The organism is Amycolatopsis bartoniae, assembly GCF_014191255.1.
Lineage (GTDB): Bacteria > Actinomycetota > Actinomycetes > Mycobacteriales > Pseudonocardiaceae > Amycolatopsis_E > Amycolatopsis_E bartoniae.
Genome location: NZ_JACHWH010000002.1, coordinates 473,516 through 498,457 on the forward strand (window position 1 = coordinate 473,516; position 24,942 = coordinate 498,457).

At 71.5% G+C, this 24,942-nt stretch carries 23 protein-coding genes; 9 read left to right on the forward strand and 14 right to left on the reverse strand.

All coding sequences use genetic code 11. The features are described from left to right. Positions 1-35 precede the first annotated feature (35 nt). Positions 36-695: a GntR family transcriptional regulator gene (locus FHX82_RS14155; RefSeq protein ID WP_145938493.1), complete on the forward strand. Its 660-nt coding sequence runs from the start codon at positions 36-38 to the stop codon at positions 693-695. A 760-nt stretch (positions 696-1,455) separates the two neighbouring features. Here the strand turns inward: FHX82_RS14155 and FHX82_RS38165 are convergent. Continuing rightward, positions 1,456-1,575, reverse strand: a complete 120-nt coding sequence (locus tag FHX82_RS38165; RefSeq protein ID WP_444541923.1) for an MFS transporter small subunit — start codon at positions 1,573-1,575, stop codon at positions 1,456-1,458. After that, positions 1,572-2,939: an L-lactate MFS transporter gene (locus FHX82_RS14160; protein ID WP_145938492.1), complete on the reverse strand. Its 1,368-nt coding sequence runs from the start codon at positions 2,937-2,939 to the stop codon at positions 1,572-1,574. The genes FHX82_RS38165 and FHX82_RS14160 overlap by 4 nt, the downstream gene beginning before the upstream one ends. Before the next feature lie 109 nt (positions 2,940-3,048). Between FHX82_RS14160 and fdhD the strand changes: the two genes are divergently transcribed. Continuing rightward, entirely contained in the window at positions 3,049-3,891 is an 843-nt protein-coding gene (fdhD, locus tag FHX82_RS14165; protein WP_145938491.1) for a formate dehydrogenase accessory sulfurtransferase FdhD, read from the forward strand. 38 nt (positions 3,892-3,929) lie between these two features. Next, a complete protein-coding gene (locus FHX82_RS14170) occupies positions 3,930-4,823 on the forward strand; it encodes an alpha/beta hydrolase (RefSeq protein WP_229880888.1) in 894 nt (297 codons plus the stop codon). A 6-nt stretch (positions 4,824-4,829) separates the two neighbouring features. Here the strand turns inward: FHX82_RS14170 and FHX82_RS14175 are convergent, their stop codons facing one another. The 5 genes from FHX82_RS14175 to tig all read right to left on the reverse strand — a co-directional run bounded on the left by FHX82_RS14175 (position 4,830) and on the right by tig (position 9,793). Then, the gene (locus tag FHX82_RS14175; RefSeq protein WP_145938489.1) at positions 4,830-5,228 is read right to left on the reverse strand and encodes a hypothetical protein; all 399 of its coding nucleotides are present in this window, start codon (positions 5,226-5,228) and stop codon (positions 4,830-4,832) included. Between the two features lie 244 nt (positions 5,229-5,472). Further along, complete coding sequence (gene clpX / locus FHX82_RS14180; RefSeq protein ID WP_145938488.1) at positions 5,473-6,768, reverse strand: ATP-dependent Clp protease ATP-binding subunit ClpX; 1,296 nt, start codon at positions 6,766-6,768, stop codon at positions 5,473-5,475. A gap of 220 nt (positions 6,769-6,988) precedes the next feature. Then, on the reverse strand, positions 6,989-7,612 hold the full coding sequence (locus tag FHX82_RS14185; protein WP_145938487.1) for an ATP-dependent Clp protease proteolytic subunit: 624 nt from the start codon (positions 7,610-7,612) through the stop codon (positions 6,989-6,991). 27 nt (positions 7,613-7,639) lie between these two features. Further along, on the reverse strand, positions 7,640-8,374 hold the full coding sequence (locus FHX82_RS14190) for a ClpP family protease (RefSeq protein WP_261377265.1): 735 nt from the start codon (positions 8,372-8,374) through the stop codon (positions 7,640-7,642). A 21-nt stretch (positions 8,375-8,395) separates the two neighbouring features. Then, positions 8,396-9,793, reverse strand: coding sequence for a trigger factor (gene tig / locus FHX82_RS14195; protein WP_145938485.1), 1,398 nt, complete (start codon positions 9,791-9,793; stop codon positions 8,396-8,398). Positions 9,794-9,987: 194 nt separating this feature from the next. Here tig and FHX82_RS14200 point away from each other — a divergent pair, with 194 nt between their 5' ends. Then, positions 9,988-11,589: an FAD-binding oxidoreductase gene (locus FHX82_RS14200; protein ID WP_229880890.1), complete on the forward strand. Its 1,602-nt coding sequence runs from the start codon at positions 9,988-9,990 to the stop codon at positions 11,587-11,589. Between the two features lie 463 nt (positions 11,590-12,052). Here FHX82_RS14200 and FHX82_RS14205 read toward each other — a convergent pair whose 3' ends face one another. The 6 genes from FHX82_RS14205 to FHX82_RS14230 all read right to left on the reverse strand — a co-directional run bounded on the left by FHX82_RS14205 (position 12,053) and on the right by FHX82_RS14230 (position 15,980). Beyond that, on the reverse strand, positions 12,053-12,262 hold the full coding sequence (locus tag FHX82_RS14205) for a ferredoxin (RefSeq protein ID WP_229880893.1): 210 nt from the start codon (positions 12,260-12,262) through the stop codon (positions 12,053-12,055). After that, positions 12,259-13,443 (reverse strand): NADH-ubiquinone oxidoreductase-F iron-sulfur binding region domain-containing protein, encoded by a 1,185-nt coding sequence (locus tag FHX82_RS14210; RefSeq protein ID WP_145939370.1) that lies wholly within the window; start codon positions 13,441-13,443, stop codon positions 12,259-12,261. Before FHX82_RS14210 ends, FHX82_RS14205 begins: the two co-directional genes overlap by 4 nt. Continuing rightward, positions 13,440-14,003: a ferric reductase-like transmembrane domain-containing protein gene (locus FHX82_RS14215; protein WP_145939369.1), complete on the reverse strand. Its 564-nt coding sequence runs from the start codon at positions 14,001-14,003 to the stop codon at positions 13,440-13,442. Before FHX82_RS14215 ends, FHX82_RS14210 begins: the two co-directional genes overlap by 4 nt. Positions 14,004-14,301: 298 nt before the next feature. Continuing rightward, complete coding sequence (locus tag FHX82_RS14220) at positions 14,302-15,210, reverse strand: FAD:protein FMN transferase (protein ID WP_145936816.1); 909 nt, start codon at positions 15,208-15,210, stop codon at positions 14,302-14,304. Next, a complete protein-coding gene (locus tag FHX82_RS14225) occupies positions 15,210-15,437 on the reverse strand; it encodes a hypothetical protein (RefSeq protein WP_145936817.1) in 228 nt (75 codons plus the stop codon). The genes FHX82_RS14220 and FHX82_RS14225 overlap by 1 nt, the downstream gene beginning before the upstream one ends. Positions 15,438-15,440: 3 nt before the next feature. Next, positions 15,441-15,980, reverse strand: a complete 540-nt coding sequence (locus FHX82_RS14230) for a hypothetical protein (protein ID WP_145936818.1) — start codon at positions 15,978-15,980, stop codon at positions 15,441-15,443. Positions 15,981-16,123: 143 nt separating this feature from the next. Between FHX82_RS14230 and FHX82_RS14235 the strand changes: the two genes are divergently transcribed. The 5 genes from FHX82_RS14235 (at position 16,124) to FHX82_RS14255 (ending at position 23,529) form a co-directional block, all read left to right on the forward strand. Next, entirely contained in the window at positions 16,124-17,623 is a 1,500-nt protein-coding gene (locus FHX82_RS14235; protein WP_229880895.1) for a sensor histidine kinase, read from the forward strand. Further along, positions 17,620-19,533: a glycosyltransferase family 39 protein gene (locus FHX82_RS14240; protein WP_145936819.1), complete on the forward strand. Its 1,914-nt coding sequence runs from the start codon at positions 17,620-17,622 to the stop codon at positions 19,531-19,533. Before FHX82_RS14235 ends, FHX82_RS14240 begins: the two co-directional genes overlap by 4 nt. Positions 19,534-19,655: 122 nt before the next feature. Next, positions 19,656-20,906: a bifunctional glycosyltransferase family 2/GtrA family protein gene (locus FHX82_RS14245; protein WP_145936820.1), complete on the forward strand. Its 1,251-nt coding sequence runs from the start codon at positions 19,656-19,658 to the stop codon at positions 20,904-20,906. Further along, positions 20,903-22,744 (forward strand): glycosyltransferase family 39 protein, encoded by a 1,842-nt coding sequence (locus tag FHX82_RS14250; RefSeq protein ID WP_145936821.1) that lies wholly within the window; start codon positions 20,903-20,905, stop codon positions 22,742-22,744. Before FHX82_RS14245 ends, FHX82_RS14250 begins: the two co-directional genes overlap by 4 nt. Before the next feature lie 83 nt (positions 22,745-22,827). Beyond that, positions 22,828-23,529 (forward strand): PP2C family protein-serine/threonine phosphatase, encoded by a 702-nt coding sequence (locus tag FHX82_RS14255; protein ID WP_145936822.1) that lies wholly within the window; start codon positions 22,828-22,830, stop codon positions 23,527-23,529. 37 nt (positions 23,530-23,566) lie between these two features. Here the strand turns inward: FHX82_RS14255 and FHX82_RS14260 are convergent, their stop codons facing one another. Beyond that, a complete protein-coding gene (locus tag FHX82_RS14260; protein WP_145936823.1) occupies positions 23,567-24,940 on the reverse strand; it encodes a GH1 family beta-glucosidase in 1,374 nt (457 codons plus the stop codon). Positions 24,941-24,942 lie beyond the last annotated feature (2 nt).

The window sequence follows — 24,942 nt, forward strand, 5'->3', positions numbered from 1 at the left end:
GACCTTTGAAACTTCCGAATGTCAACATTTAGAACATGCAGCCAGCGCAGCGCCGTGGTCTCGCCGACGAGGCGGCCGACCGGATCCGCGAGGAGATCCTCGAGGGGCGGATCGAGCCGGGCAGTCCGCTGCGCGAGGTCGAGCTCGCGGAGTTGCTGCAGGTCAGCCGAGGTTCGGTCCGTGAGGGCCTGGCGGTGCTGGAGCGTGAGGGGCTCGTGCAAAGCGTGTGGCACAAGGGCACGCACGTGATCGGCCTGACCGTGGCCGACGTCGAAGAGGTCTACGCGGTGCGCGCCGCACTGGACCGGCTCGCGGCGGTCACCGCGGCGGTGCGGGCCACCGCCGAGCAGCTGGACGAGCTGGACCGGTTGGTCGCCCGGATGGCCAGGGAGATCGACGCGAGGCAGGTGCTGGCCCTCGACCTGGAGTTCCACGAGCTCATCTACCAGGCGGCGGCCAACCGCAGGCTGCTCGACGCGTGGCGCGCGGTGCGGTGGCAGGTCCACCTGTTCCAGTCGCACCGCATCCGCCTCGGCAGGGACCGCTACCGGGCCGCCGCGTGGGGCGAGCACAAGAGGCTGGCAACCCTCATCCGCTCCGGTGATGTGGGCCCCCTGGCCGACGCTGCGGAGGAACACGCACACTCGGCACGCCGGGCGCTGATCGAGAAGCTGACCGGCCCCCCGAAGCGCTGACTCGGTGGCCGCGGGCTCGGCTCGGCAGGCGGGGGGCTGGCTCGACGGCGGCGGGGGGCTGACTCGGCAGCCGGAAGGTTGGCTCCGGTGGTCGGAGGGCTGGCTCCGGTGGTCGGACGGTTCGGCTCGGCGGCCGGAAGGCTGGCTCGGTGGCCAGAGGGGCTGGCTCGGTGGCCGGAGGGGTTGGCTCGGCGGTCGGAGGGCTGGCTCGGTGACCGGACGGTTCGGCTCGGCGGCCGGAAGGCTGGCTCGGTGGCCAGAGGGGTTAGCTCGGTGGCCAGAGGGGTTAGCTCGGTGGCCGGAGGACTGGCTCGGTGGCCGGAAGGTTCCGCTCGGCGACTGGAGGGTTTGGCCCGGCAGAGCCACCAGAGGGGCGTCGGTCGCCGCAGGGCTTCCGCCACCGAGGCGATCCCTCAGCGGAGGCGGTGACCGGTCACTACGGCCATCGCCTTCGCCGAAGATCTCCTCCGGCCACCGGAAGTCGGCGGCAGGTTCGACGTCCGAAACCCCACCAGGCCATCCCTGCCACCGGCAGTTGTCAGCTCACCGTCCATCCCAGCCACCGGTGGCTGCCCGGGCCACCGAAAGCCCCACCGGCAGCTGCCCCGCCACCGGCAGCTGCCCCGGCCCCCAGAAGCCGCACCGGGCAGCGGCCCCGCCGCAGGCAGCTAGGCAGCGCCCCGGCCACCGGAAGCCCCACCGACAACTGCCCCGGCCTCCGGAAGCCGCCCCAGCCACCGAAAGCCACCCCACCCGGGCGTCAGCCGCCGAAGAGTTGGATCACCTTGCGGATCAGTTCGTACACCCCGTAGGCGAAGGGGAGCCCCACCCACAGCCACGCCAGCGTCATCAGCCACGGGCGACGGGTTTCGTCGGTCATGCCGCTTCCTTTCCGGCCGCCACGCCCGCCTGCTCGGCCGGCGGCTCGTGGTAGCGCTCCTTGACCGGCCGCACGAACTCGTTCGCGACGAAACCGACCACCAGCAGCGCGATCATGATGTAGAACGACGTCGTGTAGAGGTCCGGACCCTGCTTGCCCGCCTGCTTCTCGCTGTCCGCGATCGCGTTCACGATCAGCGGCCCCGCCACACCGGCCACCGACCAGGCGGTGAGCAGCCTGCCGTGGATCGCACCCACCTGATAAGTACCGAACAAATCCTTCAGGTACGCGGGCAGCGTCGCGAAACCCGCCCCGTAGAAGGAAAGGATCACCATCGCGCACAGGATGAAGACCACTTTGGACGAATTGCCGGTCAGCGCGATGATCAGGTACAGCACCGCGCCGATCCCGAGGTAACCGCGGTAGATGTTCTTGCGGCCGATCAAGTCCGAAGTGGACGACCACACGAAACGGCCGAGCATGTTGGTCAGCGACAGCAACGCCACGAACCCGGCGGCCGCCGCGGCGCCCACGGGCACCGACGTGCCCTTGAAGAAGTCCGTGATCATCGGCGACGCCTTCTCCAGGATGCCGATGCCCGCCGTCACGTTGAAGCACAACACGATCCACAGGCACCAGAACTGCGGCGTCTTGAGCGCGTTCGCCGCCGAGACGTTGGCGGTGGTGATCAGCGCGTTGCCGTTCGTCTGCGGCGGCGTCCAGCCCTTCGGGCGCCAGTCGTCGGCGGGCACGCGGATCAGGAACACGCCGAGCGACATGAACACCGCGTACACCACGCCGTGCACCAGGAACGACGCGCCGATCCCGCCCGGCGTACCGCCGAACGACTCGAGCATCTGGCTCGACCACGGTGAAGCGATGAGCGCACCGCCACCGAAGCCCATGATCGCGATCCCGGTCGCCATGCCCGGCCGGTCGGGGAACCACTTGATCAGCGTCGACACCGGCGAGATGTAGCCGATGCCCAGCCCGATCCCGCCGATCAGCCCGTAGCCCAGCACGATCAGCCAGTACTGGGACGTCGCGGCACCGAGCGCGGAGATGAGGAACCCGGCGGAGAAGCAGCTCGTCGACACGAACATCGCCCAGCGCGGCCCGTTGCGCTCGACCAGTGTGCCACCGAACGCGGCCGACAGGCCCAGCATCACGATCGCCAGCTGGAACGGCAACGCGCTCAGCGTGCCCGACAGGTGAAGCGCTTTCTCGAGCGGCGGCTTGAACACGCTCCACGCGTACGCCTGCCCGATCGACAGGTGCACCGAGAGCGCGGCGGGTGGGATGAGCCAGCGACTCCAGTTCGCGGGCGCAACCGTGTGTGAACGGTCCAGGAAGGTGACGGCCACTGCAATGCTCCCCTAGGCTGGATGGTGACAGCAATGTAGTACCGAAAGTGTGTTGATGCAGCAACTAATTGTCGAACTTTCGGCAAGACCCGGCGGGGAGTGACGGATCATGGGCCGAGTGACCGTGCGGCGGCCGGTGCGCATGCTGACCGAGACCGGGCAACGCCGCAGGCCGGACTCGCTGGCCGCCGAGGAGCCGCTGGAGATCCGGGTCGGCGGAAAAGCGCTGGCAGTGACCATGCGCACACCCGGCCACGACGTCGAGCTGGCGCACGGGTTCCTGCTGTCGGAGGGTGTGCTCGGCTCGCCGGACGACGTGTACGGCGCCCGCTACTGCGACGGCGTCGACGACCAGGGCCGCAACACTTACAACGTGTTGGATGTGACACTCGCCGAGGGTGTCGCACCACCGGAGACCGGGGTGGAGCGCAACTTCTACACCACCTCGTCGTGCGGCGTGTGCGGCAAGGCGGCGCTCGATGCGGTGAAACTGAAGACGCGGTTCCCGCCCGGGCAGTCACGGTTCGCGGTGACGCCGGAGGTGCTGTCGAAGCTGCCTGACGCCCTGCGCGAGAAGCAGAAGGTGTTCGCCAGCACCGGTGGGCTGCACGCGGCGGGCCTGTTCCGCGCCGACGGCACGCTGCTCGCCGTGCGCGAGGACGTGGGCAGGCACAACGCCGTCGACAAGGTGCTGGGCTGGGCCCTGCTGGAGGGACGCGTGCCGCTGGGCGACACCGGGCTGCTGGTGTCCGGGCGCGCGTCGTTCGAGCTGGTGCAGAAGGCCGCGATGGCCGGGATCCCGCTGCTGGCCGCGGTGTCGGCGCCGTCGTCGCTGGCGGTGGAGCTGGCCGAGGAGAACGGGATGACGCTCGTCGGGTTCCTGCGCGGGGCGAGCATGAACCTGTACACCGGTGAGCAGCGCGTGCTCGAAAAGGCCGCCGCGGCCTCCTGACCGTTCCCGTGGGCGGTTCCGTACGCTTGAATGATCCAGTGGACAAGCCTCGCCTCACCCGCCGGTCGCTGCTGATCGCCGGCGCGTCCGGGCTGGGGGTGGCCGCGTTCACCGCGGGCACGGCGACCGGGGTGCTGCCGGTGAGCGAGGCCGTGCAGCGGGCGCTCGGCGTCACGTCGACCACGCCGGTCAGCCAGGTCGGGTCCGCGCGGGTGGAGCGCGTGTGGTCGGCGGCGCGGGGTCGTGAGATCGACTTCGTCACGCTGCTGCCGAGCAAGTCGCCGCCACGGAACCTGCCGATGGTGCTGGTGCTGCACGGCCTGCACGGACGGGCCCGCACGGCCGCGCCCACCGGCACGCTGACCGAGCTGGCCGGGCAGGTCGCGCGGCACGCGGTGCCCCCGTTCGGGCTGGTCGCGGTGGACGGCGGGGACAACTACTGGCACGAGAACCAGCCCGGCGACGACCCGATGCGGATGCTGCTCGACGAGGTGCCGCAGTGGCTGCGGCGGCGCGGGCTCGGCGGGACCGACGGCAGGCCGTTCGCGGTGCTGGGCATGTCGATGGGCGGGTTCGGCGGGCTGCTCTACGCGCGGCGCCGCGCCGAGCGGCGGCAGCCGCTGGGCGGGCTCGCGCTGCTGGCGCCCGCGTTGATCCTGTCGTGGCAGGAGATGTCGAAGCGGAACGCGTTCCACAGCGACGCGGACTGGGCCTCGATGGACCCGCTGAAGCACCTCTCGGCGACGAGCGCCGTCCCGACGGGCGTGTGGTGTGGCACGGAGGACCAGTTCATCCAGGGGGTGCGGCAGTTCATCGCCGCGACCCATCCCGCCGTGGCGTTCACGGCACGGGGCAAGCACGGCGACTCGTTCAACCGGACCGTGGTGCCCAGTGTGATCAGCTTCCTCGGCAAGCACGTGCCGCGGGTGTAGCGGGCGTCAGAGCCAGCTGGACACCCTCGACAACGCCCAGAAGCCGACGAGGATCGCGGCCAGGACGAGGGACGACCAGAGCAGCAGGGGCCGGTCGGCGGTGCCCGCGGCGCGGACGCGGCGCAGGGCGTAGTAGCCGAACCCGAACAGCGGGATGGGCAGCAGCGGCAACGGCGACAAGCGCACGCCGGTGGCGAGCAGGCACACCGCGGTGAGCACGACCAGCACCACCAGCACAGCGCGCTGGAGGCGCGCGTGGCTCAGGTACGGCGTGATGATCCGGTACGTGAGATCGCTGATCCCGCGTACATCTCCCCGGCCCTCCGGGACGACCGTGTCCGGGTCCGCGGTACCGGCCGTGGCGGTTTCGGTCCCCTGACCGGGACCTGCCCCCTCGACGCTCATTCGAGTAGCTTATCCGCCCGCCCGGAAACCCTTTCGGGCAACGGCCGATTACGCACCGGCACGGCAATCAGAACCTAGATCGCAGCCACCCCGTGCCCAGCCGCAGCTCCCTACACAACGGAACCACGGCGGGGGTCCAGGGGGCTTGCCCCCGGCGGGGCCTGGGGTTCGACCCCAGAAGACAGGCGAAACGAGCCCGGCGAGCGGGATGCGAAGCGAGCGCGAGCCGGTACTCGTTTCGCCTCTACGCCGTCTTTTCGCCGCGCTCCGTGCTGCGGCGGCGGGACGGCTGCCGGGACACGATGGTGGGGTTCACGTTCTCCCGCACGGTCTGCTCGGTGATGACCACCTTGGCGACGTCGTTGCGGCTCGGGATGTCGTACATCACCGGCTGCAGGACCTCCTCCATGATGGCGCGCAGCCCGCGGGCACCGGTGCCGCGCAGCACCGCCTGGTCCGCGATCGCCTCGAGCGCCGTCTTGGTGAACTCCAGCTCGACGTTGTCCATCTCGAAGAGCTTCTTGTACTGCTTGACCAGCGCGTTCCGCGGCTCGGTGAGGATCCGCACCAGCGAGTCCTTGTCCAGGTGCGTCACGTTCGCCACGATCGGCAGCCGGCCGATGAACTCCGGGATCAGCCCGAACTTGATCAGGTCCTCGGGCATGGTCTCGGAGAAGATGTCGCTCTCCTCGATCTCGGTCCGGGTGCGGATGTCCGCGCCGAAACCGATGCCGCGCTTGCCGATCCGGTCGTTGATGATCTTCTCCAGGCCCGCGAACGCGCCCGCCACGATGAACAGCACGTTCGTGGTGTCGATCTGGATGAACTCCTGGTGCGGGTGCTTGCGCCCGCCCTGCGGCGGCACCGAGGCAGTGGTGCCTTCGAGGATCTTCAGCAGCGCCTGCTGCACGCCCTCACCGGAGACGTCCCTGGTGATCGACGGGTTCTCCGACTTGCGGGCGATCTTGTCGACCTCGTCGATGTAGATGATGCCGGTCTCGGCGCGCTTGACGTCGTAGTCGGCGGCCTGGATGAGCTTGAGCAGGATGTTCTCGACGTCCTCGCCCACGTACCCGGCCTCGGTGAGCGCGGTGGCGTCGGCGATGGCGAACGGCACGTTCAGCATCTTCGCCAGCGTCTGCGCGAGGTACGTCTTACCGCAGCCGGTGGGGCCCAGCAGCAGAATGTTGGACTTGGCGAGCTCGACGGGCTCGTCCTTGGAGTCCTTGGGACCGGTCTTGTCGTCGGACTGGATGCGCTTGTAGTGGTTGTACACCGCCACCGCGAGCGTCCGCTTGGCGTCGGCCTGGCCGATGATGTACTGGTCGAGGAACTCGTGGATGTCGAGCGGCTTGGGCAGCTCGTCGAGCTTCACCTCGCCGGCTTCCGCCAGCTCCTCCTCGATGATCTCGTTGCACAGATCGATGCACTCATCGCAGATGTACACGCCGGGGCCGGCGATGAGCTTCTTCACCTGTTTCTGGCTCTTCCCGCAGAAAGAACACTTCAGCAGGTCCCCGCCGTCGCCGATCCGTGCCATGACCGTTGACCTGTCCCCTCCGGTGCACCGGATGGCGCACCTGAATCGTCTACCTGCCCTCGCCGCCGAGACAGCGGAATCGAACCTCGCCCCTGACGGTACCCGCCTCGGGGCCCGGACGGGAGGACCATCGGTCCCCGAGGCACGCCCGAAGGACCCTAGTGCGGCGGACCGGTGCCGGGTCGCAAGGACACGCACCGGGCCGCCGCCGGGACCCGTCTCAGCCCGCGAGCTTGCGGTACGAGAGCACCTCGTCGATGATCCCGTACTCCTTGGCCTGCTCGGCGGTGAGGATCTTGTCGCGCTCGACGTCGCGGCGGACCTCCTCCTCGCTCTTGCCGGTGTGGCGGGCGAGGGTGGTCTCCATCAGGCGCCGCACGCGCTGGATCTCGTTGGCCTGGATCTCCAGGTCGGAGACCTGACCGTAGGTGCCCTCGGTGGCGGGCTGGTGGATCAGCACGCGGGCGTTGGGCAGCGCGAGCCGCTTGCCCTTGGTGCCCGCCGCCAGCAGCACCGCCGCCGCCGAGGCCGCCTGGCCCAGCACGACGGTCTGGATCTCCGGGCGCACGAACTGCATCGTGTCGTAGATCGCCATCAGCGCGGTGAAGGAGCCACCGGGCGAGTTGATGTAGATCGTGATGTCGCGGTCCGGGTCCTCGTGCTCGAGGTGCAGCAGCTGGGCCATCACGTCGTTGGCCGACGCGTCGTCCACCTGCACGCCGAGCATGATCTGCCGCTCCTCGTACAGCTTGTTGTACGGGTTCGACTCCTTGATGCCGTAGCTGGTGCGCTCCACGTACGACGGCAGGATGTACCGGGACTGCGGAAGCTGGAAGTTGCTCATTTGTCTTGTCTCCTTGTCCGCGCCCGGTCAGTGGCTGCCGTTGGGCGAGGGAAGCTGGTTCTCCCGGCTGAGCACGTGGTCGACGAACCCGTACTCGCGGGCCTCTTCGGCGGTGAACCAGCGGTCGCGGTCGCCGTCGCGGATGATCTGCTCGATCGTCTGGCCGGTCTGCTCGGCGGTGATGCGCGCCAGCTCCTGCTTCCACTTGCCGAAGACCTCGGCCTGGATCGCGATGTCGGAGGCGGTGCCGCCGACGCCCGCGGAGGGCTGGTGCATCAGGATGCGGGCGTGCGGCAGCGCGTACCGCTTGCCGGGCGTGCCCGAGGACAGCAGGAACTGCCCCATCGAGGCGGCCAGGCCCATCGCGTACGTCGCCACGTCCGGCTCGATGAGCTGCATCGTGTCGTAGATGGCGAAGCCGGCGGTGACCGAGCCACCGGGCGAGTTGATGTAGAACCGGATGTCGGACTCGGAGTCCTCCGCCGACAGCAACAGCAGCTGCGCGGTGATCCGGTTGGCGACCTCGTCGTTGACCTCGGAGCCGAGCACCACGATGCGCTCGGCGAGCAGCCGCTCGAACACCGAGTCGGTCAGGTTGAGCCCCGCGGTGCTGGTCCGCGCCTCGGGCATGTGCTGCGTCACGTCTGCCTGCCTTTTCGCCGCCGTGGACCTCCGGCGCGGAGATCCACTGTGGACGTCCTTCGAAGTTTGAGATCTTGCATTCGACCCTAACGAACACGGGCGGCGCAGAAGTCCTGACACCGCCCGAGTTCGCTCAGAGCTTTACTTTTCGTCCGCGGACTCCGCGGCCTCGGTGACCTCGGTCTCATTCGCCGGGGTCTCGGGAGCCGCCTCGTCCTCGTCCCTGCCGAACAGGTCTTCGAGGTCCACCTCGGCGCCGGAGGCGTCGGTGACCGTCGCCCGGCGCACGACCGAGGCCAGCGCCTTGCCGCGGCGCACGTCCGCGTAGATGGCCGAGAGCTGCCCGGACTGCTGGGCCCGCTGCACGTACTCGTCGGGGCTGATGCCGAAGCGCTGCGCCTGGTAGATGATCCGCTCGGTCAGCTCGGCGTCGTTGACGCTGGTCTGCTCGGCGTCGGCGATCGTGTCCAGCAGCAGCTGCGTGCGCACGGCCTTCTCGGACTCCGCGCGCACCTCCTCGTTGAACTCGTCGAGGGTGCGGCCCTGGGACTCCAGCAGCTGGGCGAGCGCCTCCTCGCTGTGGTCCAGGTCGTGGACGGCGTCGTGCTTGCGGCTCTCGACCTCGGCCTCGACGACCTTCTCCGGCAGCGGCACCTCGACGTTCTCGAGCAGCTGCTCGAGGATCTTGTCGCGGGCCTGCACGCCCTGCTGGACCTTCTTCATCTTCGCGAGCCGCTCGCGCAGGTCCGCCTTCAGCTCGTCGATGGTGTCGAACTCGCTGGCCAGCTGGGCGAACTCGTCGTCGGCCTCGGGCAGCTCGCGCTGCTTGATGCTCTGCACGGTGACCGACACCTCGGCGTCCTGGCCGGCGAACTGGCCCGCCACCAGCTTGGTGGTGAAGGTCTTGGTCTCGCCCGCGTTCGCGCCGATGATCGCGTCGTCGATGCCCTCGACGAGCTGGCCGGAGCCGATCTCGTAGGACAGGCCCTGCGTCGCGGCCTCCTCGACCTCCTCACCGTCGACGGTGGCCGACAGGTCGATCGACACGAAGTCGCCGTCCTGCGCCGGGCGGTCGACGCCGGTCAAGGTGCCGAAGCGCGCGCGCAGGTTGTCCAGCTCGGCGTCGACCTCCTCGTCGGTGACCTCGACGTCGTCGACCGACACGGTGAGGCCGTCCAGCTCGGGCAGCGCGATCTCCGGGCGGATGTCCACCTCGGCGGTGAACTCCAGCACCTCGCGGTCCTCGAGCTTGGTGACCTCGAAGTCGGGCTGGCCGAGGGTGCGCACCTCGCCGGCGCGCACGGCCTCCAGGTACTTGGCCGGGATGGCCTCGTTGACGACCTCATCGAGCACCGGCGCGCGGCCGATCCGGCTTTCCAGGACGCGAGCGGGCGCCTTGCCGGGCCGGAAGCCCGGGATGCGCACCTGCTGGGCGATCTTGCGGTAGGCGCGGTCGAAGTTCGGTTTGAGTTCGTCGAACGGCACCTCGACATTGATCTTGACTCGCGTCGGGCTGAGCTGCTCGACGGTGCTCTTCAACGTGTTCTCCTCGAGCCGTACAGGGGTTGGTGGTGGACACACGCGTGCCCGAAGTCCCGAGTCTAGGCCAGCGACCAGCCAGGCCGGGGTCGGGCCTGCAAGCAGGGCCGGGACCGAAGCGGAAGTTTACATCTCCCCTGCTTTTGTCTACCTTCTTCCAGCAGCACGGTCCCCCTATCGGCGAGGAGCCGGTCGTGACTGGAGTACAGGCGGTGCCGGCCTCCGCGGCCGCAGTGCCACTGCCCCGGCTCCGGGTGCGGATGCCGGCCGTGGTCACCCCCACGCTCCTGCTGTTCGCCGGCGCCCTCGCGCTCGGCGCGGCGGTGGCCTGGCTCTCGCTCACCCACGTGGCGTCCCCGTGGGTCACGGTGCCGCTGCACGTCGCCGCCATGTTCGCGATGTTCGTGGTGGTGCACGAGTGCGCCCACCACGCGGCCGGGCGGCTGACCTGGCTCAACGACGTGGTGGGGCGGCTGGCGATGCCGTTCGTGTCGGCCGTCGGGGCGTTCGCCTCGGGCCGGTACCTGCACCTGGAGCAGCACCGGCGGCGCAGCGAGGGGCACCTGACGCAGTGGAACGTGCGCGGCCCGGCGTGGCAGCTGCCGCTGCGCTGGATGGTCACCGACCTGTGGCACCTGTGGGCGTACTTCAAGCGCATCGCCGACCGGCCGCAGCTGGAGGTGGCCGAGTCGCTGGGGCTGCTCCTGCTGGTGCCCGGGACGCTGGCCGCGGTGGCCGTGACGGGGCACGGCTGGGAGCTCGTGGTGGTGTACCTGCTGCCGCAGCGGATCGCGCTCGGGCTGTCCGCGTGGTGGTTCGACTGGTTCCCGCGGAACCTGCCGCCCGACGCCCGCAGCTACCACCGGGTGCACAGCCGGTACCCGAACCTGCCGTTCTACCTGTACCCGCAGGCGTGGCGGGCCGACCACGAGCCGCCGCGCAGCGCTCCCCCGGCGCCGGCCTGCCCCGGCGTCTTCCACTCGTTGGTGGTGTCGAGCGTGCGGCAGCTCACGGAGCAGGCGGTCGAGGTCGGTTTCACCGTGCCGGCTCATCTGGGTGAGGAGTTCCGCTTCACCCCCGGACAGCACGTGGTGCTACGCGCGACCATCGAGGGAGAGCCCGTCACCCGGCCGTATGCGATCAGCTCATGCCCCGGTGACGCGGAGCTGCGGGTGGCGATCAAGCGGGTGCCGGGCGGTCAGCTGTCGACGTACGCGACGACGCAGCTGCGGGCCGGTGACCGGCTGGCGGTGCGGCCGCCCGCGGGGCAGTTCGTGCTGGGGCCGTCGCGGCGCGGGAAGCACGTGGTGGCGGTGGCGGCGGGCGTCGGGATCGCGCCGTTGCTGCCGATGCTGGCGCACGAGCTGGCCACGTCGCCGAGGAGCCGGGCGACGCTGCTGTACACCAACCGCTGCGGCACGAGCACGATGTTCGCCGACGAGCTGACCGCGCTCGCCCGCCGGTTCGAGGGACGGCTGCGGATCGAGCACTTCCGGACCGACGAGCAGGACCCCGACCTGCGGTCGCCGCACCCGGCCCGGCTGTTCGAGAGCGTCGGCTCGGCGCTGGCGATCTGCTTCGAGCGCTACCACGCGGGCGGCCTCGACGCGCGGCGCCTGCGGGCGCTGCTGGCGTGCCGCCTGCACCCGGCCAAGGTGGACGAGTGGCTGGTGTGCGCGCCGCGGCCGATGGCACGCGTGGTGCGGTCGGTGCTGGCCGAGCACCACGTGCCGGAGCCCGCGGTACGGAGCGAGGAGTTCTCGGTGCCGGCGGAGGCGCACGACCTGGCGGGGTGAGCCGGGCCTTGTGCCGGGGTGCCTTTGTTTCGGGAGCGACTGGCGAAGCCGTGTCGTCCACCGGCGGTGGGTCGAGCCGGGGCGCGGGGCCCGGGAGGCGGGGCACGGCGGCGGGTCGCGAAGCCGGGTGCCGTCACCGGTGGTGGTGGCGGGTGGTCGAGCGGCGTCGCGGGGTCCCGCGAGGCGAGGCACGCCGGCGGGTCGTGGAGCCGTGCCGTCCACCGGCGGCGGATCGAGCCAGGTCGCGGGATCCCACGAGGCGAGGCACGGCGGCGGGTCGTGGAGCCGGGTGCCGTCCACCGGCGGCGGCGGGTTGAGCCGGGTCGCGGGATCCCACGAGGCGGGGCACGGCGGCGGGTCGTGGAGCCGTGCCGTCCACCGGCGGCGGGTCGAGCCGGGTCGCGGGGCCGGTGAGAGTGCAGGCCCGGCCTCGCGAAGCCGTGTCGTCCACTGGCCGGGTGGGCTACTCCCCCGACCGGAGGCGCAGGGCGAGCGTCGGGCAGAGGCGGGCCGCTCGTTCGGCGTGTGCCTGCAGCTCCGGGTGGATCGCGGGCTCCCGGGCGCCGTCGCGGGGCACCGGGTAGCCCCACGGGTCGCGGGTGAGCGTCTCCGGCAGCAGTTCCGTGCAGAGGCCGCGGCCGTCGCACGCGGTCCAGTCGATGTGCAGTTTCACGCCGTCCTCCTCGCCGCGCAGCCGCCCCGCAGGTGGCACGCGATCTCGTCGCCGAAGACGGCGAGGCTGCTGCGGACGAACCGCGCCGCGCCGTCCGGGTGGTGGCACGCGCCCCGCCGTTCGACGAGGTCCGCGAGCCGGTGGGCCTGCTCGGGCCGGCCCTCGCCGCGCACGAGCGCCGTCATGGTCCGCGCCAGCGCGGGCAGGCCGTTGAGGCAGGGCCCGCACTGCCGGGCGCTCTGGTTCGCGAGGTAGGTCACGATCCCCGTGGCCACCTCCAGTCCGCACTGGCCGTCGTCCAGCGCCACCACGACCCCGGCGCCGACGGAACCACCGAGCGGGCCGAGTGCCGCGCGGGACAACGGGATCCGGACGTCGGACGCCGGGATCCAGGTGCCGTGGTAGCCGCCGACGAGCACCGCCCGCAGGTTCCGCGCCGGGCCACCGGCACGGGCGAGCAGGTCGTCGAGCGGGATGCCGAGGGGCGCCTCGACCACACCGCCCTGCCGGACGGCACCGCTGACGGTGGCGAGGAACGTGCCCGGTTCCGCGGCGGTTCCGCGCTGCCGGAACCATTCCGGCCCGTACCGCGCGATCTGCGCGACGTGCGCCAGGGTCTCGACGTTCTGCACGAGCGTCGGCCTGCCGCGCACACCCGAACGGGCGGTGAGGTCGAGCCGGTCGGCGGGCAGCGCGGGTCGGCCCTCGATCGCGGCGACGACGGCCGACTCCTGTCCCGCGACGAAGTAGTCCGGCGCGGTCACGACGGTCACGGGCAGGGCGTCCCAAGTTGACCGTTCTGGGAGCGCTCTCAGGACAGCATCGGCGGCTGGGCCGCGCGGCACATAGAGGTATGCCTCCGCAGCGCGGACGGCCTCGGCGGCGAGCTGCAGCCCGTCGAGCACGAGGTGCGGGGCGCGGGTGAGCAGCGTGTGGTCCTTGGCACTGGCGGGTTCGCCCTCGGCGGCGTTGGCGACCACGACGGGCGAGGCCCCTTCGGCGACGGTGGAAAGCTTGCGCCACACGGGAAATCCGGCACCACCACGTCCGGTGAGCCCCGCCTGCCGGAGGTGCTCGACGAGGGGGCGGCGCCACGGGATGGGCCCGCTGCGGGCCAGGTGCGCGGGCAGGTCCGGGGCGGCCGCGTCGAGCAGCCCGGTGACGGTGACAACGGCGGTCATACGGCGGTCTCCAGGCGGGCGGGGGTGCGGCGTTCGGCGAAGCGGGCGGACAGGCGCCAGCAGAGCGCGCCGGCCACCGCGAGGACGCAGAGCACCGCGAGGGTGAGGAACCAGGGGGAGAAGCTGTCGGTGCCCGTGCCGAGGGCGTGGGCGAGGGCGATCGGCCAGAGCGCGTACGCGGCCCAGTGGACGGCGCGCCACGTACGCCGGCCGAGACGGTGTCGCAGCAGGCTGGTGACGACGAGCGCGAGGAGCACGTCGAGCGCGACGGTGCCGAGGCCCTGCCAGAACGGGCGGTAGTTCCCGGCGAACGGGAGGACGAAGTCGAACAGGCGCAGCATCGCGTACGGGTCGAACAGCAGCAGGACCACGTGCAGGGCGAGGAAGACCGAGGACAGGAGGCTGACGTTGCGGTGCACCTCGGTGACGGCGAAGCGCGGCAGCCACGGCGCGGGCCGCCCGGAGCGCGTCGCGACGCCGAGCACCATCGACAAGGTGAGCAACACGAGCGCGACGACGCCGGTGGCCCGGCCGAAGTCCCACAGTGCGGTGGCGGTCATGACTCCTCCGGGATTGGGGTGGGTGGTGGCTCGCGGCGGCCGAGGTGGGGTGGGAGCAGCGGTCGGTATGGATCGGGGGGCGGCCCAGGCGGCGGCCGGTGATCCGCAGCTGCCGCAAGCGGGTGGAAGCCTCCGGTCGCCGCGAAAGGGCGCGGGGCGGCCGCCGGGCGGGTGGTTGGGCGGGTGGTTGGGCGGGTGGTTGGGCGGGTGGTTGGGCGGGTGGTTGGGCGGGTGCGGCTTCGCGCGCCACCGGAGGTCGGTGGCAGCCGTCGGGTGGGTGGCGGGACCGGGTGGTGCTTCACGGCTCCTCCGGCCAGCCGCCCAGGGAGTGGACCTTGCCGGACTGGTCGACGAGGCGTGCGGGGACTCCGAGGTCCGCCAGCCAGGGCGGGGCGGCCTTGCCCCGGACCAGCGCCGCCGTTGTCCAGGTGTTCGCGTCCACGCAGCGGTCCGCCACCACCGTCGCGCTGCGCCACACCCGGTCGGCGGGCTGGCAGGTGCGCGGGTCGAGCACGTGGTGCAACAACCGGTCGCCGCTGCGCCAGGTGCGGCTCGACGTGCTGGACGTCGCCATCGCGGCGCCGCTCGGCACGGTCACCACGCACGCCGGATCGCCCGGCTGGTCCCGCACGAAGATCCGCCACCCCTCGGCCGGACCGGCGCCCGCCGTGGCCAGGTCGCCGCCCAGTTCGACCAGCACTCCGACACCCAGCGCGCCCGCGACGAGCCGCGCGCAGCGGTCCGCCGTCCACGCCTTCGCCGTCGCGCCCAGGTCCACGTGCACGTCCGAAGGCACCATCAGCCTGCGGTCTGCCAGCCGGATCCGCCGCCAGCCCGGCGCCGGGCGGACCTGCACCGGGATCGGCGGGCCCGGAACCGGCGGCAGACCCCGGTCGTAGCCCAGCTGCACCAGGGCGTTGCCCAGCGTCGGATCGACGTCGCCGTCCGTGCGGTGTGCCGCTTCCAGTGCGGCGGCCATCAGGTCCGCCAGCAGGGTGCTGACCTCGACTTCCCCGTCCGCGCGCTCGACGGCCGCCAGCTCCGAGTCCGGGCGGAACCGGCTGCACGCCCGGTCCACAGCCGCCAGCTCGACCTCCACCAGCTCCCGCGCGTCCGCCAGCGCCGCCGGGTCCGTGACGACCACCCAGGCCGTCGTGCTCCACACCGGCCACTGCGCGACCGTGTCCCCCTCCAGCAGAACGTTCATCACGATCCTCCCGACGAGCCGTGCGCCGGGCCGCTGCCGCTCGACAGGCCGCTGTCGTCGCTGAAACCCGACTGACTGTCCGATGTGGACGAAGACGAAGACGACGTCGACGCCGTCGCGTTGTCGTCCACCACCATCGCCACGACCGTCGCCCCCGCCACGCCGGTGAGAGCGATCCCAGTGGTCACCAGCGCGATGCGCCGCACCCCCGTTTCCCGCAGCCCCACGGCTCAGCTCTCCTCGTCGCGGCGCGGCAGGGCGCCCTGCTGCTGGCCGGCCGCGGTGCCTTCGGTCAGTGACTCGACGGTGGCGTTGTTCCCGGAGACCGTGGCCACCACGGTCACCGTGTCGCCCGTCGTGATGTCGCTGACCGCCGTGCCGCTGCCGATCGTGTAGGTCTTGCTGTAGCCGTCGCTGCTCTGGGTGGTCACGGAGGTCGAGCTGATCGCCGTCACCTTGCCCGTCTGCGTCAGCTCGGTGGTGTAGCCGCCGTTGCCGTCGGACACCACGAACTCGCCGTGCAGCGCGCTGGTGAGCGCCGATGACTGCCCGCCCGGTCCGGACATCTGCCCACCACCCGGCCCGCCCTGCATCGAGGTCGAGGCGTCGGACGAGCCGCTCGCGGCGTAGATCGCGGCACCGCCGGCGGCGGCCACCCCGACCGCGATCGCGACGGCGGCGATGGTCTTGCGCGGGGACCAGCGCAGGGCGGGCCGCTGTTGCGGGGCGCCCCACTGCTGCTCGGTCTGGGGAAGCTGTTCGGTAGTCATGCCGTTCAGCTTTCAAGCACAGTCTGTGCGGTTTCTGTGGCCGGCATGAAGGCTTGCTGTGGTTGTCCGGTACCGGCAATCACACAGCCGCCTCACAGGAAGCGCACAAGGACCCCACACGAACACCGGCGATCGTCGGCATTGTGAAACTGCCGAGAGCTGCCCGGGTGCGGCCGCTGCGGACGAGGCTCATCGCCGCGCTGGTCGCGTTGCTCACCGTGGTGTGCCTGGTCATCGGCGTGATCAGCGAGTTCGCCCTGAACGCCTTCCTCACCCGGCAGGTCGACGACCAGCTGCGGGACGCGGTGAACCGGTCGCAGGTGTTCACCCACGGCGGCCCCGAGCACGGCGACCCGCTCGACGCCTCGGGTACCACCGCCGGGACGGTGCACGCCTGGGTCTCCGGCAGCCAGCCGCACGGCGAGATCCTCGACACCGCACCGGGTTCGCACGTGCCCGTGCCGCAGGAGCTCGGCGACGACGACCTGACCACGCTCGACAAGGTGGCCGTGGGCGGCAGTCCCCAAACCGTCTCGCTCAGCTACGGCGAGTACCGCGTCCTCGCGATCTCCACGAACAGCGGCGTCGAGGTGTTCGGGCTGCCGCTGGACCAAGCCAACACGACCCTGCTCACCGTCGGGCTGATCCTCGGCGGGGTCGCGGCCGTCGCGGTGCTGGGCGCGGGTGTCGTCGGCGCGTTCGTCGTCCGCCGCACGCTGCGCCCGCTCGACCGGGTCGCCGCCGCGGCCTCGCGCGTGACGGAACTGCCGCTCGACCGCGGTGAGGTCGCGTTGTCGGTCCGCGTGCCGGTGACCGATACCGATCCCACGACCGAGGTCGGCCAGGTCGGTTACGCGCTCAACCGCATGCTCGTGCACATCGACAACGCGCTCGACGCGCGGCAGGCGAGCGAGATGCGGGTCCGGCAGTTCGTCGCCGACGCCAGCCACGAGCTGCGCACTCCCCTGGCCGCGATCCGCGGCTACGCCGAGCTGACCCGCCGCTCGAACGGCCGGGTGCCACCGGAGATCGCGCACGCCATGAACCGCGTCGAGTCCGAGGCCGCCCGGATGACGACGCTCGTCGACGACCTGCTCCTGCTGGCCCGCCTCGACGCCGGACGACCACTCGAACGGTCCGAAGTGGACCTCGCGAGACTGGTCGCGGACGCCGTCGGCGACGCGCACATCGCCGGTCCCCAGCACCGCTGGCGGCTGGAGCTGCCGGACGAACCGGTCGCCGTGGCCGGCGACGCGCAGCGGCTCCACCAGGTCCTCGCGAACCTGCTCGCGAACGGGCGCACCCACACCCCGCCGGGCACGACGGTCACCACGCGGCTGGCCGTCTCGGCGGACGGCAGCGCCGTGCTCACGGTGACCGACAACGGTCCCGGCATCGCGCCCGACCTGCTGCCGCACGTGTTCGAACGGTTCGCGCGCGGCGACTCCTCCCGTTCGCGCGCGGCCGGGAGCACCGGGCTCGGGATGGCGATCGTCGCGGCCGTCGTGAGCGCCCACCACGGGCTGGTGCACGTGCAGAGCAGGCCGGGCCGCACGGAGTTCGAGGTGCGGCTGCCACGCACAGGTTTTCCACAGGAACGGCACAAGGACGGCCAAGGTCGGGTCGAGAAGGTGGGCTCATGACAGTACTGGCCCGGCCCGTTTCCGAGAGCCCTCCCAACTCCCGCCGCCACCCGTTGCGCGGCCGTCCCGGCGACCCACGCTGGGTGCGGCCGGTCCTGCTCGGGCTGCTGGCGGCCACCGCGCTGCTCTACCTGGTGGGCCTGGGCTCCTCGGGCTGGGCGAACGCGTTCTACTCGGCCGCGGCGCAGGCGGGCGGCGAGAGCTGGAAGGCGTTGTTCTTCGGCTCCAGCGACCCGTCGAACGCGATCACGGTCGACAAGACCCCGGCCTCGCTGTGGGTCATGGGCCTGTCGGTGCGGATCTTCGGGCTCAGCTCGTGGAGCATCCTGGTGCCCGAGGCGCTGATGGGCGTCGCGTCGGTGGGCCTGCTGTACGTGACGGTGCGGCGGGTCAGCGGGCCGCGGGCCGGGCTGCTCGCGGGCGGCGTGCTGGCGCTGACTCCCGTGGCGGCGTTGATGTTCCGGTTCAACAACCCGGACGCGCTGATGGTCCTGCTGCTCATCGTGGGGGCCTACGCGACCCTGCGGGCCGCGGAGAAGGCGAGCCCGAAGTGGCTCGCGCTCGCCGGGGTCGCCGTCGGGTTCGGGTTCCTCGCGAAGATGCTGCAGGCGTTCCTCGTGCTGCCCGCGTTCGGCCTCGCCTACCTGGTTGCCGCGCCGGCATCGCTCGGAAAGCGCTTTCTGCACCTGTTCGGCGCGCTCGTCGCGATGCTCGTCTCCGCGGGCTGGTACATCGCCGTCGTCGAGCTGTGGCCGACGTGGAGCCGCCCGTTCATCGGCGGTTCTCAGACCAACAGCATCCTCGAACTCGCCTTCGGCTACAACGGTTTCGGCCGCATCACCGGTGACGAGGTCGGCAGCCTCGGCGGCGCGCAGAGCAGCGGCAGCTGGGCGCGGCTGTTCGGCAGTGAGATGGCGGGCGGGATCGCGTGGCTGCTGCCCGCGGCGGTGCTCGCACTGGGTGCGTTGATCTGGCTGACGTGGCGTGCCCCGCGCACCGACCTGACGCGGGCGTCGGCGATCGTCTGGGGCGGCTGGCTCGTCATCACCGGCGGCGTGTTCAGCTACATGAGCGGCATCATCCACCCGTACTACACGGTCGCGCTGGCTCCGGCCGTGGCGGCGCTCGTGGGTGCCGGGGCGGACCGGTTGTGGCGGGAGCGCTCCCATCCCATCGCGGCCGGGCTGCTGTCCAGCGGCGTCGCGCTCAGCGGGCTGACCGCGTACCTGGTGCTGCTGAACTCGGACTGGCAGCCCTGGCTGAAGTACTTCGCGCTCGTGCTCGGTCTCGGGGCGGCGGCGCTCGTGGTGGTCGCCGACCGGCTCCCCCGCCCGGCGGCCCGTGGCGTCGCGGTGCTCGCGCTCGTCGCGGCGCTGGCCGGTCCCGCGGGTTACACAGTGGCGACCGCCGCCACCTCGCACACCGGTGCGATCCCGTCCGCGGGGCCGAACAGCAGCGGCTTCGGCGGTGGCGGAGGCGGCGGGCCGCGTGGGAACTTCACCGGCGGCATGCCGGGTGGTGGCCAGGGTGGCGGTCGCGGCGGCGGTATCGGCAGCCTGCTCACCACCTCCACGCCGAGCCAGGCGCTGGTTTCCCTGCTGCAACAGAACAGCGGCTCGTACAGGTGGGCGGCGGCGACCGTCGGGTCGAACCCCGCGGCCAGCTACCAGCTCGCGGCGGACGTGCCCGTGATGGCGGTCGGCGGGTTCAACGGCACCGACCCCGCCCCGACGCTCGCGCAGTTCCAGGAACTGGTGAAGGACAAGGAGATCCACTACTTCGTCGGCTCGGGCTCGCAGATGGGCGGCAGCTCGGGCAGTGACGACGCGCAGGAGATCGCGCAATGGGTCGCGCAGAACTTCACGGCGACCACTGTGGACGGTACTACCGTCTACGACCTGACCACCTGACCGCCGTTCCCGAAGGGCTCCTTCCGTGCCATCCCGCGGAAGGAGCCCTTCTTCTTTTCCCTCACAGAAGCGCCACAGGGCAAGCACAAGGACACCCCAGCGCGGACGGGAACCGTGGAGGCATGACAGCCACGATGATTCCCCGCCCGGGCACGACTCCGGTCGACACGCGCACCACAGGCCCGGTCCTCGACGTCGTCATTCCCGTGTACAACGAGGAAACCGACCTGGAACCGGGCATCCGCCGGCTGCACGCACACTTGTCGGCCACGCTGCCCTACCGCTTCCGGATCACCATCGCCGACAACGCGAGCACCGACGCCACCCTGCCCGTCGCCGAACGGCTGGCCCGCGAGTTCGCCGAGGTCGAGGTGCACCACCTGGACCAGAAGGGCCGTGGGCGGGCACTGAAAGCGGTCTGGTCCACTTCGGACGCTCCGGTGCTGGCCTACATGGACGTCGACCTGTCGACCGACCTCGCCGCGCTGGGACCGCTCGTCGCACCGCTCGTCTCCGGGCACTCGGACCTGGCCATCGGCTCCCGGCTCGCCCGCGGGGCACGCGTGGTGCGCGGGCCCAAGCGGGAGTTCATCTCCCGCTGCTACAACCTGATCCTGCGCGGCACGCTGGCGGCGAAGTTCTCCGACGCGCAGTGCGGGTTCAAGGCGATCCGCGCCGACGTCGCGAAGCAGCTCCTGCCGCTCGTCGAGGACACCGGCTGGTTCTTCGACACCGAGCTGCTGGTGCTGGCGCAGCGCGCGGGGCTGCGCACGCACGAGGTTCCGGTCGACTGGGTGGACGATCCGGATTCCTCCGTGGACATCGTCGCGACGGCCACCGCGGACCTCAAGGGCGTCGCCAGGATGATCCGCGGCTTCGCGACGGGAGCGCTCCCAGTCGCCGAGCTGCGGGCCCAGCTGGGCCGTACGCCGATCGGCGTGTCCACCCCGGGTGTGCCGCCGAAACTCGCCACGCAGCTGGTGCGGTTCGCGGCCGTCGGTGCCGGCAGCACGCTGGCCTACCTCGTGCTGTTCCTCCTGCTGCGCCTGGGCATGGGCGCGCAGGCGGCGAACTTCCTCGCGCTCGGGGTCACCGCGATCGCGAACACCGCCGTGAACCGCAGGCTCACGTTCGGCGTCCGCGGGTCCGCCGGGGCCGTGCGGCACCAGTTCGAGGGCCTGCTCGTGTTCGGCCTCGGGCTCGTGCTCACGAGCGGTTCGCTGGCGTTGCTGAGCACGGCGAACGTCGCGCTCGAACTGACCGTACTGGTGGTGGCCAACCTGGCCGCCACCATCCTCCGCTTCGTCCTGCTGCGTGGCTGGGTGTTCCACCCGCGGCGCCAGGCGAACGTCAAGATCGGGGACAACCGATGACCAGCGTCCTCACGCGACCGGTCGCGCAGCACCGCGCCGAAGCGCCGCCCGCAAGGCCGAAGTGGCAGCGGCCCGCCGTGTTCGCCCTGCTCGGCCTGACCGCGGTGCTGTACCTGTGGGACCTCACGGCTTCCGGCTACGGCAACAGCTTCTACGCCGCCGCGATCCAGGCCGGTACCGAGAACTGGAAGGCCTGGCTGTTCGGCTCGCTCGACTCCGGCAACTCGATCACCGTCGACAAACCGCCCGCCGCGCTGTGGGTGACGGTGGCGTTCGCGCGGACCTTCGGGTTCTCCAGCTTCACCGTCCTGGCCCCGCAGGCGCTGATGGGCATCGGCTCGGTCGGCCTCCTCTACGCGACCGTCAAACGCACCTCCGGCCCGGTGGCCGGACTGGTCGCCGGGGCGGCGCTCGCGCTGACGCCGGTGGCCGTGCTGATGTTCCGGTTCGACAACCCGGACGCGTTCCTCGTGCTGCTGCTCGTCGCGGCCGCGTACTGCACCGTGCGGGCCGCGGAGAAGGCCAGCGGGAAGTGGCTCGCGCTCGCCGGCGTGGCGATCGGGTTCGGCTTCCTGACGAAGATGATGCAGGCGTTCCTGGTGCTGCCCGCGTTCGCGATCGGGTACCTGATCGTCGCACCGACGAGCCTGCGCAAGCGTTTGCTGCACCTGCTCGGCGCCGCGGTCGCGGTGGTCGTCTCCGCCGGGTGGTACGTCGCGCTCGTGGAGCTCTGGCCCGCGGACAGCAGGCCGTACATCGGCGGGTCGACGAACAACAGCCTGCTGGAGCTGGCGCTGGGTTACAACGGCCTCGGCCGGATCTTCGGTGGCGAGGGCAATGCCGGTGGCGGCGGTACGGGCGGTGGCGGGAACACGAGCTTCGGCGGCGGCACCGGGCTGTTCCGGATGTTCGGTTCCTCGTTCGGCACCGAGATTTCGTGGCTGCTGCCCGCCGCGTTGATCGGTCTCGGCGCCGGACTGTGGTTCACCCGGCACGCCCCGCGCACCGACCGGACGCGGCTGGCTCTCGTGGTGTGGGGCGGCTGGCTGCTGGTCACCGGGCTGGTGTTCAGTTTCATGAGCGGCACCGTGCACCCGTACTACTCGGTCCAGCTGGCCCCGGCGATCGCCGCGCTGGTCGCGATTTCGGGCCGGGCGCTGTGGCTCGGGCGCCACCACCTGCCCGCCCGCGTCGTGCTGGCCGCGATGGTCGCCGTGACCGCGATCTGGGACTACATCCTGCTCGCGCGCACCGCGGACTACCTGCCGTGGCTCAAGTTCGTCGTCGCCGTGCTGGGTCTGCTCGCGGCGACCTGCATCGGGATGGGCGTGCACCAGTTCCGGCGCGCGGCGGCGGTGGTGCTCACCGCGACCGTGCTCACGCTCGGGCTCGGCAGCACGGCCTACGCGGTGACCACCGCGGGCACCGCGCACACCGGCTCGATCCCCACCTCCGGGCCGTCGACCAGCGCCATGGGCGGCATGGGCACGGGCATGGGTGGGAGCGCTTCCAGTACCGGACTCTCGACGCTGCTGTCCGGCACCACGACCCAGTGGGCGGCCGCGGTGAGCAGCTCGCAGACCGCCGCGGAGCTGGAACTTTCCAGCGGCAAGGCCGTGATCGCGATCGGCGGCTGGAGCGGAACCGACGACTCTCCGACGCTCGCGCAGTTCCAGTCCTACGTCGCCGACGGGGAGATCACGTACTACATCTCCGGCGGCCAGGGCGGCGGAACGGGTGGGAGCGACTCGTCCGCGAGCGAGATCCAGTCGTGGGTCGAGGCGCACTTCACAGCGACGACGGTAGGAAACACCACCGTCTACGTGTTGAACGGGTGAAGCACAGGATCACTTCACCCGTTCCTCAGGCGGAGCACAGCCCGGCGGGTGAGACTGGGCACCACAGGCCGAAGGAGGGCCGCATGAACCGCACTTCCGCCCCCGGCTGGCACGCGGCCAGCGTCCAGGGACCGCGCGGCGTGAACGTCGACGCCGTCGCCGTCTCGCCCGGCCGGGCTGTGTTCGCCTTGGCCGACGGCGTGGGCGACTCTCCCGGCGCCGCCCACGCCGCCCGGATCGCCGTCGCGGCGGCGACCCGTTCCCCTTATCCGGATGGTCCCGAAGCCGCGTTGCTCGCCGCGCAGGAGGCCGTCCGCGCCGACGCGTCGGCGGGTGACTGCGTGCTCGTCGTCGCGGTGGCCGGCGAGCACGGCTACGGCGTCGCGTGGGTCGGGGACGTCCGGGCGTACGCGTGGGACGGGACGTGCCTGCGCCAGGTGACCCGTGACCACACGGTGGCGCAGTACTTCCGCGACCACGGGCAGGCGCCCAGCCCGCGCATGGAGCACCTCGTGACGACGAGCGTCCGCACGGCGGACGCGGCCGAGTTCGGCTCGGCGGAGGTGCCCGGCCCGGCGGGACTGCTGCTGACCAGTGACGGCGTGCACAAGACGCTGGGCCTCTCGGCGATGGCGGAACTGCTGCGGCGCCCGGCCAACTCGGCGGACGCCCTCACCGCGGCGGCCCTCGCCGAGGGCGGCTCGGACAACGCGACGGCGTTGTTCGTCGAGTGCCCGCCGGTGGCGGCGGACGTGGCGACGGTGCCCTTCCACGTGGCGGCCTGAGCGGCGCGGGTCTCCGGCCCGCGCCGCCCCGGCCCGCTCAGCCCAGTCCGTTCGCCGCGATGACCTGGGCGTACCAGGCGGCGGAGCGCTTCGGCGTCCGCCGCTGGGATTCGTAGTCCACGTGCACCAGTCCGAAGCGTTTCGCATAGCCCTCGGCCCATTCGAAGTTGTCCAGCAACGACCAGTAGAAGAACCCTCGCAGGTCCACGCCCTGCGCGAGCGCCGCGTGGGCCGCGCGCAGGTGGCTCTCCAGGAACGCGATCCGGCCGGTGTCCGCGATCTCGCCGTCCGGGCCCACCGCGTCCGGGTAGGCCGCCCCGTTTTCGGTGATGTACAAGGGAACCGCCGGATAGTCGCGGTGCACGCGCAGCAGCGTGTCCGTCAGTTTCGCCGGCTCCACCTGCCACCCGGAGTCCGTGCGTTCGGCGTGCGGGTCGGGGATGAACCGCACGTCCCGCGCGCCGATCCACTCCGGGCCCGCGGGTTCGCCCAGCGCCGGGTCGCGCGTCACCTCGTAACCGCGGTAGTAGTTGACGCCCAGCACGTCGATCGGGGCGCCGATCAGCTCCACATCCCCGTCGCGCACCGGAAAACCGAACGGCGCCAGGTCCGCCAGCAGGTCGTCCGGATACCGGCCCAGCAGCACGGGGTCGAGGAACAGCCGGTTCTGCAGGCCGTCGATCCGCCGCACCGCTTCCTCGTCCGCCCCCGACACCGGGTACAGGTTCAGCGTGATGCCCGACTGCGCCGACGGCGCGTACCGGCGCAGCTCCGGCATCGCGAGCCCGTGCGCCAGCAGCAGGTGGTGCGCGGCCGCCGCGGCCGCGGCCGGTTCCCGGCGTCCCGGCGCGTGCACCCCCGACCCGTAGCCGAGGAACGCCGAGCACCACGGTTCGTTCAAAGTGGACCAGAACGGGATGCGGTCGCCGAGCCGTTCCACCGTCGTGGCCGCGAATTCGGCGAACCGGTACGCCGTGTCCCGGTTCGCCCAGCCGCCGGTCTCCTCCAGCGCCTGCGGCAGGTCGAAGTGGTACAGCGTCGCCCACGGCTCGATGCCGTTGGCGAGCAGCTCGTCGGTCAGCCGGTCGTAGAAGTCCAAGCCCCGCGGGTTGGCCGCGCCGCCGTCGGGACGGACGCGCGACCACGCGACGGAGAACCGGTAGGCGCCGAACCCGAGCTCCCGCATCAGCGCGACGTCCTCGGTGGGGCGGTGGTAGTGGTCGGCCGCGGGTTCGCCGGTGTCGCCGCCCGCGACCGCGCCGGGACGGCGGCAGAAGGCGTCCCAGATCGAGTCGGTGCGCCCGTCCTCCGCGGTCGCGCCTTCGATCTGGAACGCGGCGGTGCTGGCGCCCCACCGGAACCCCGGCGGGAACTCCAGCGCCGCCGCCACCTGTGCACCGAGTACGGACATGC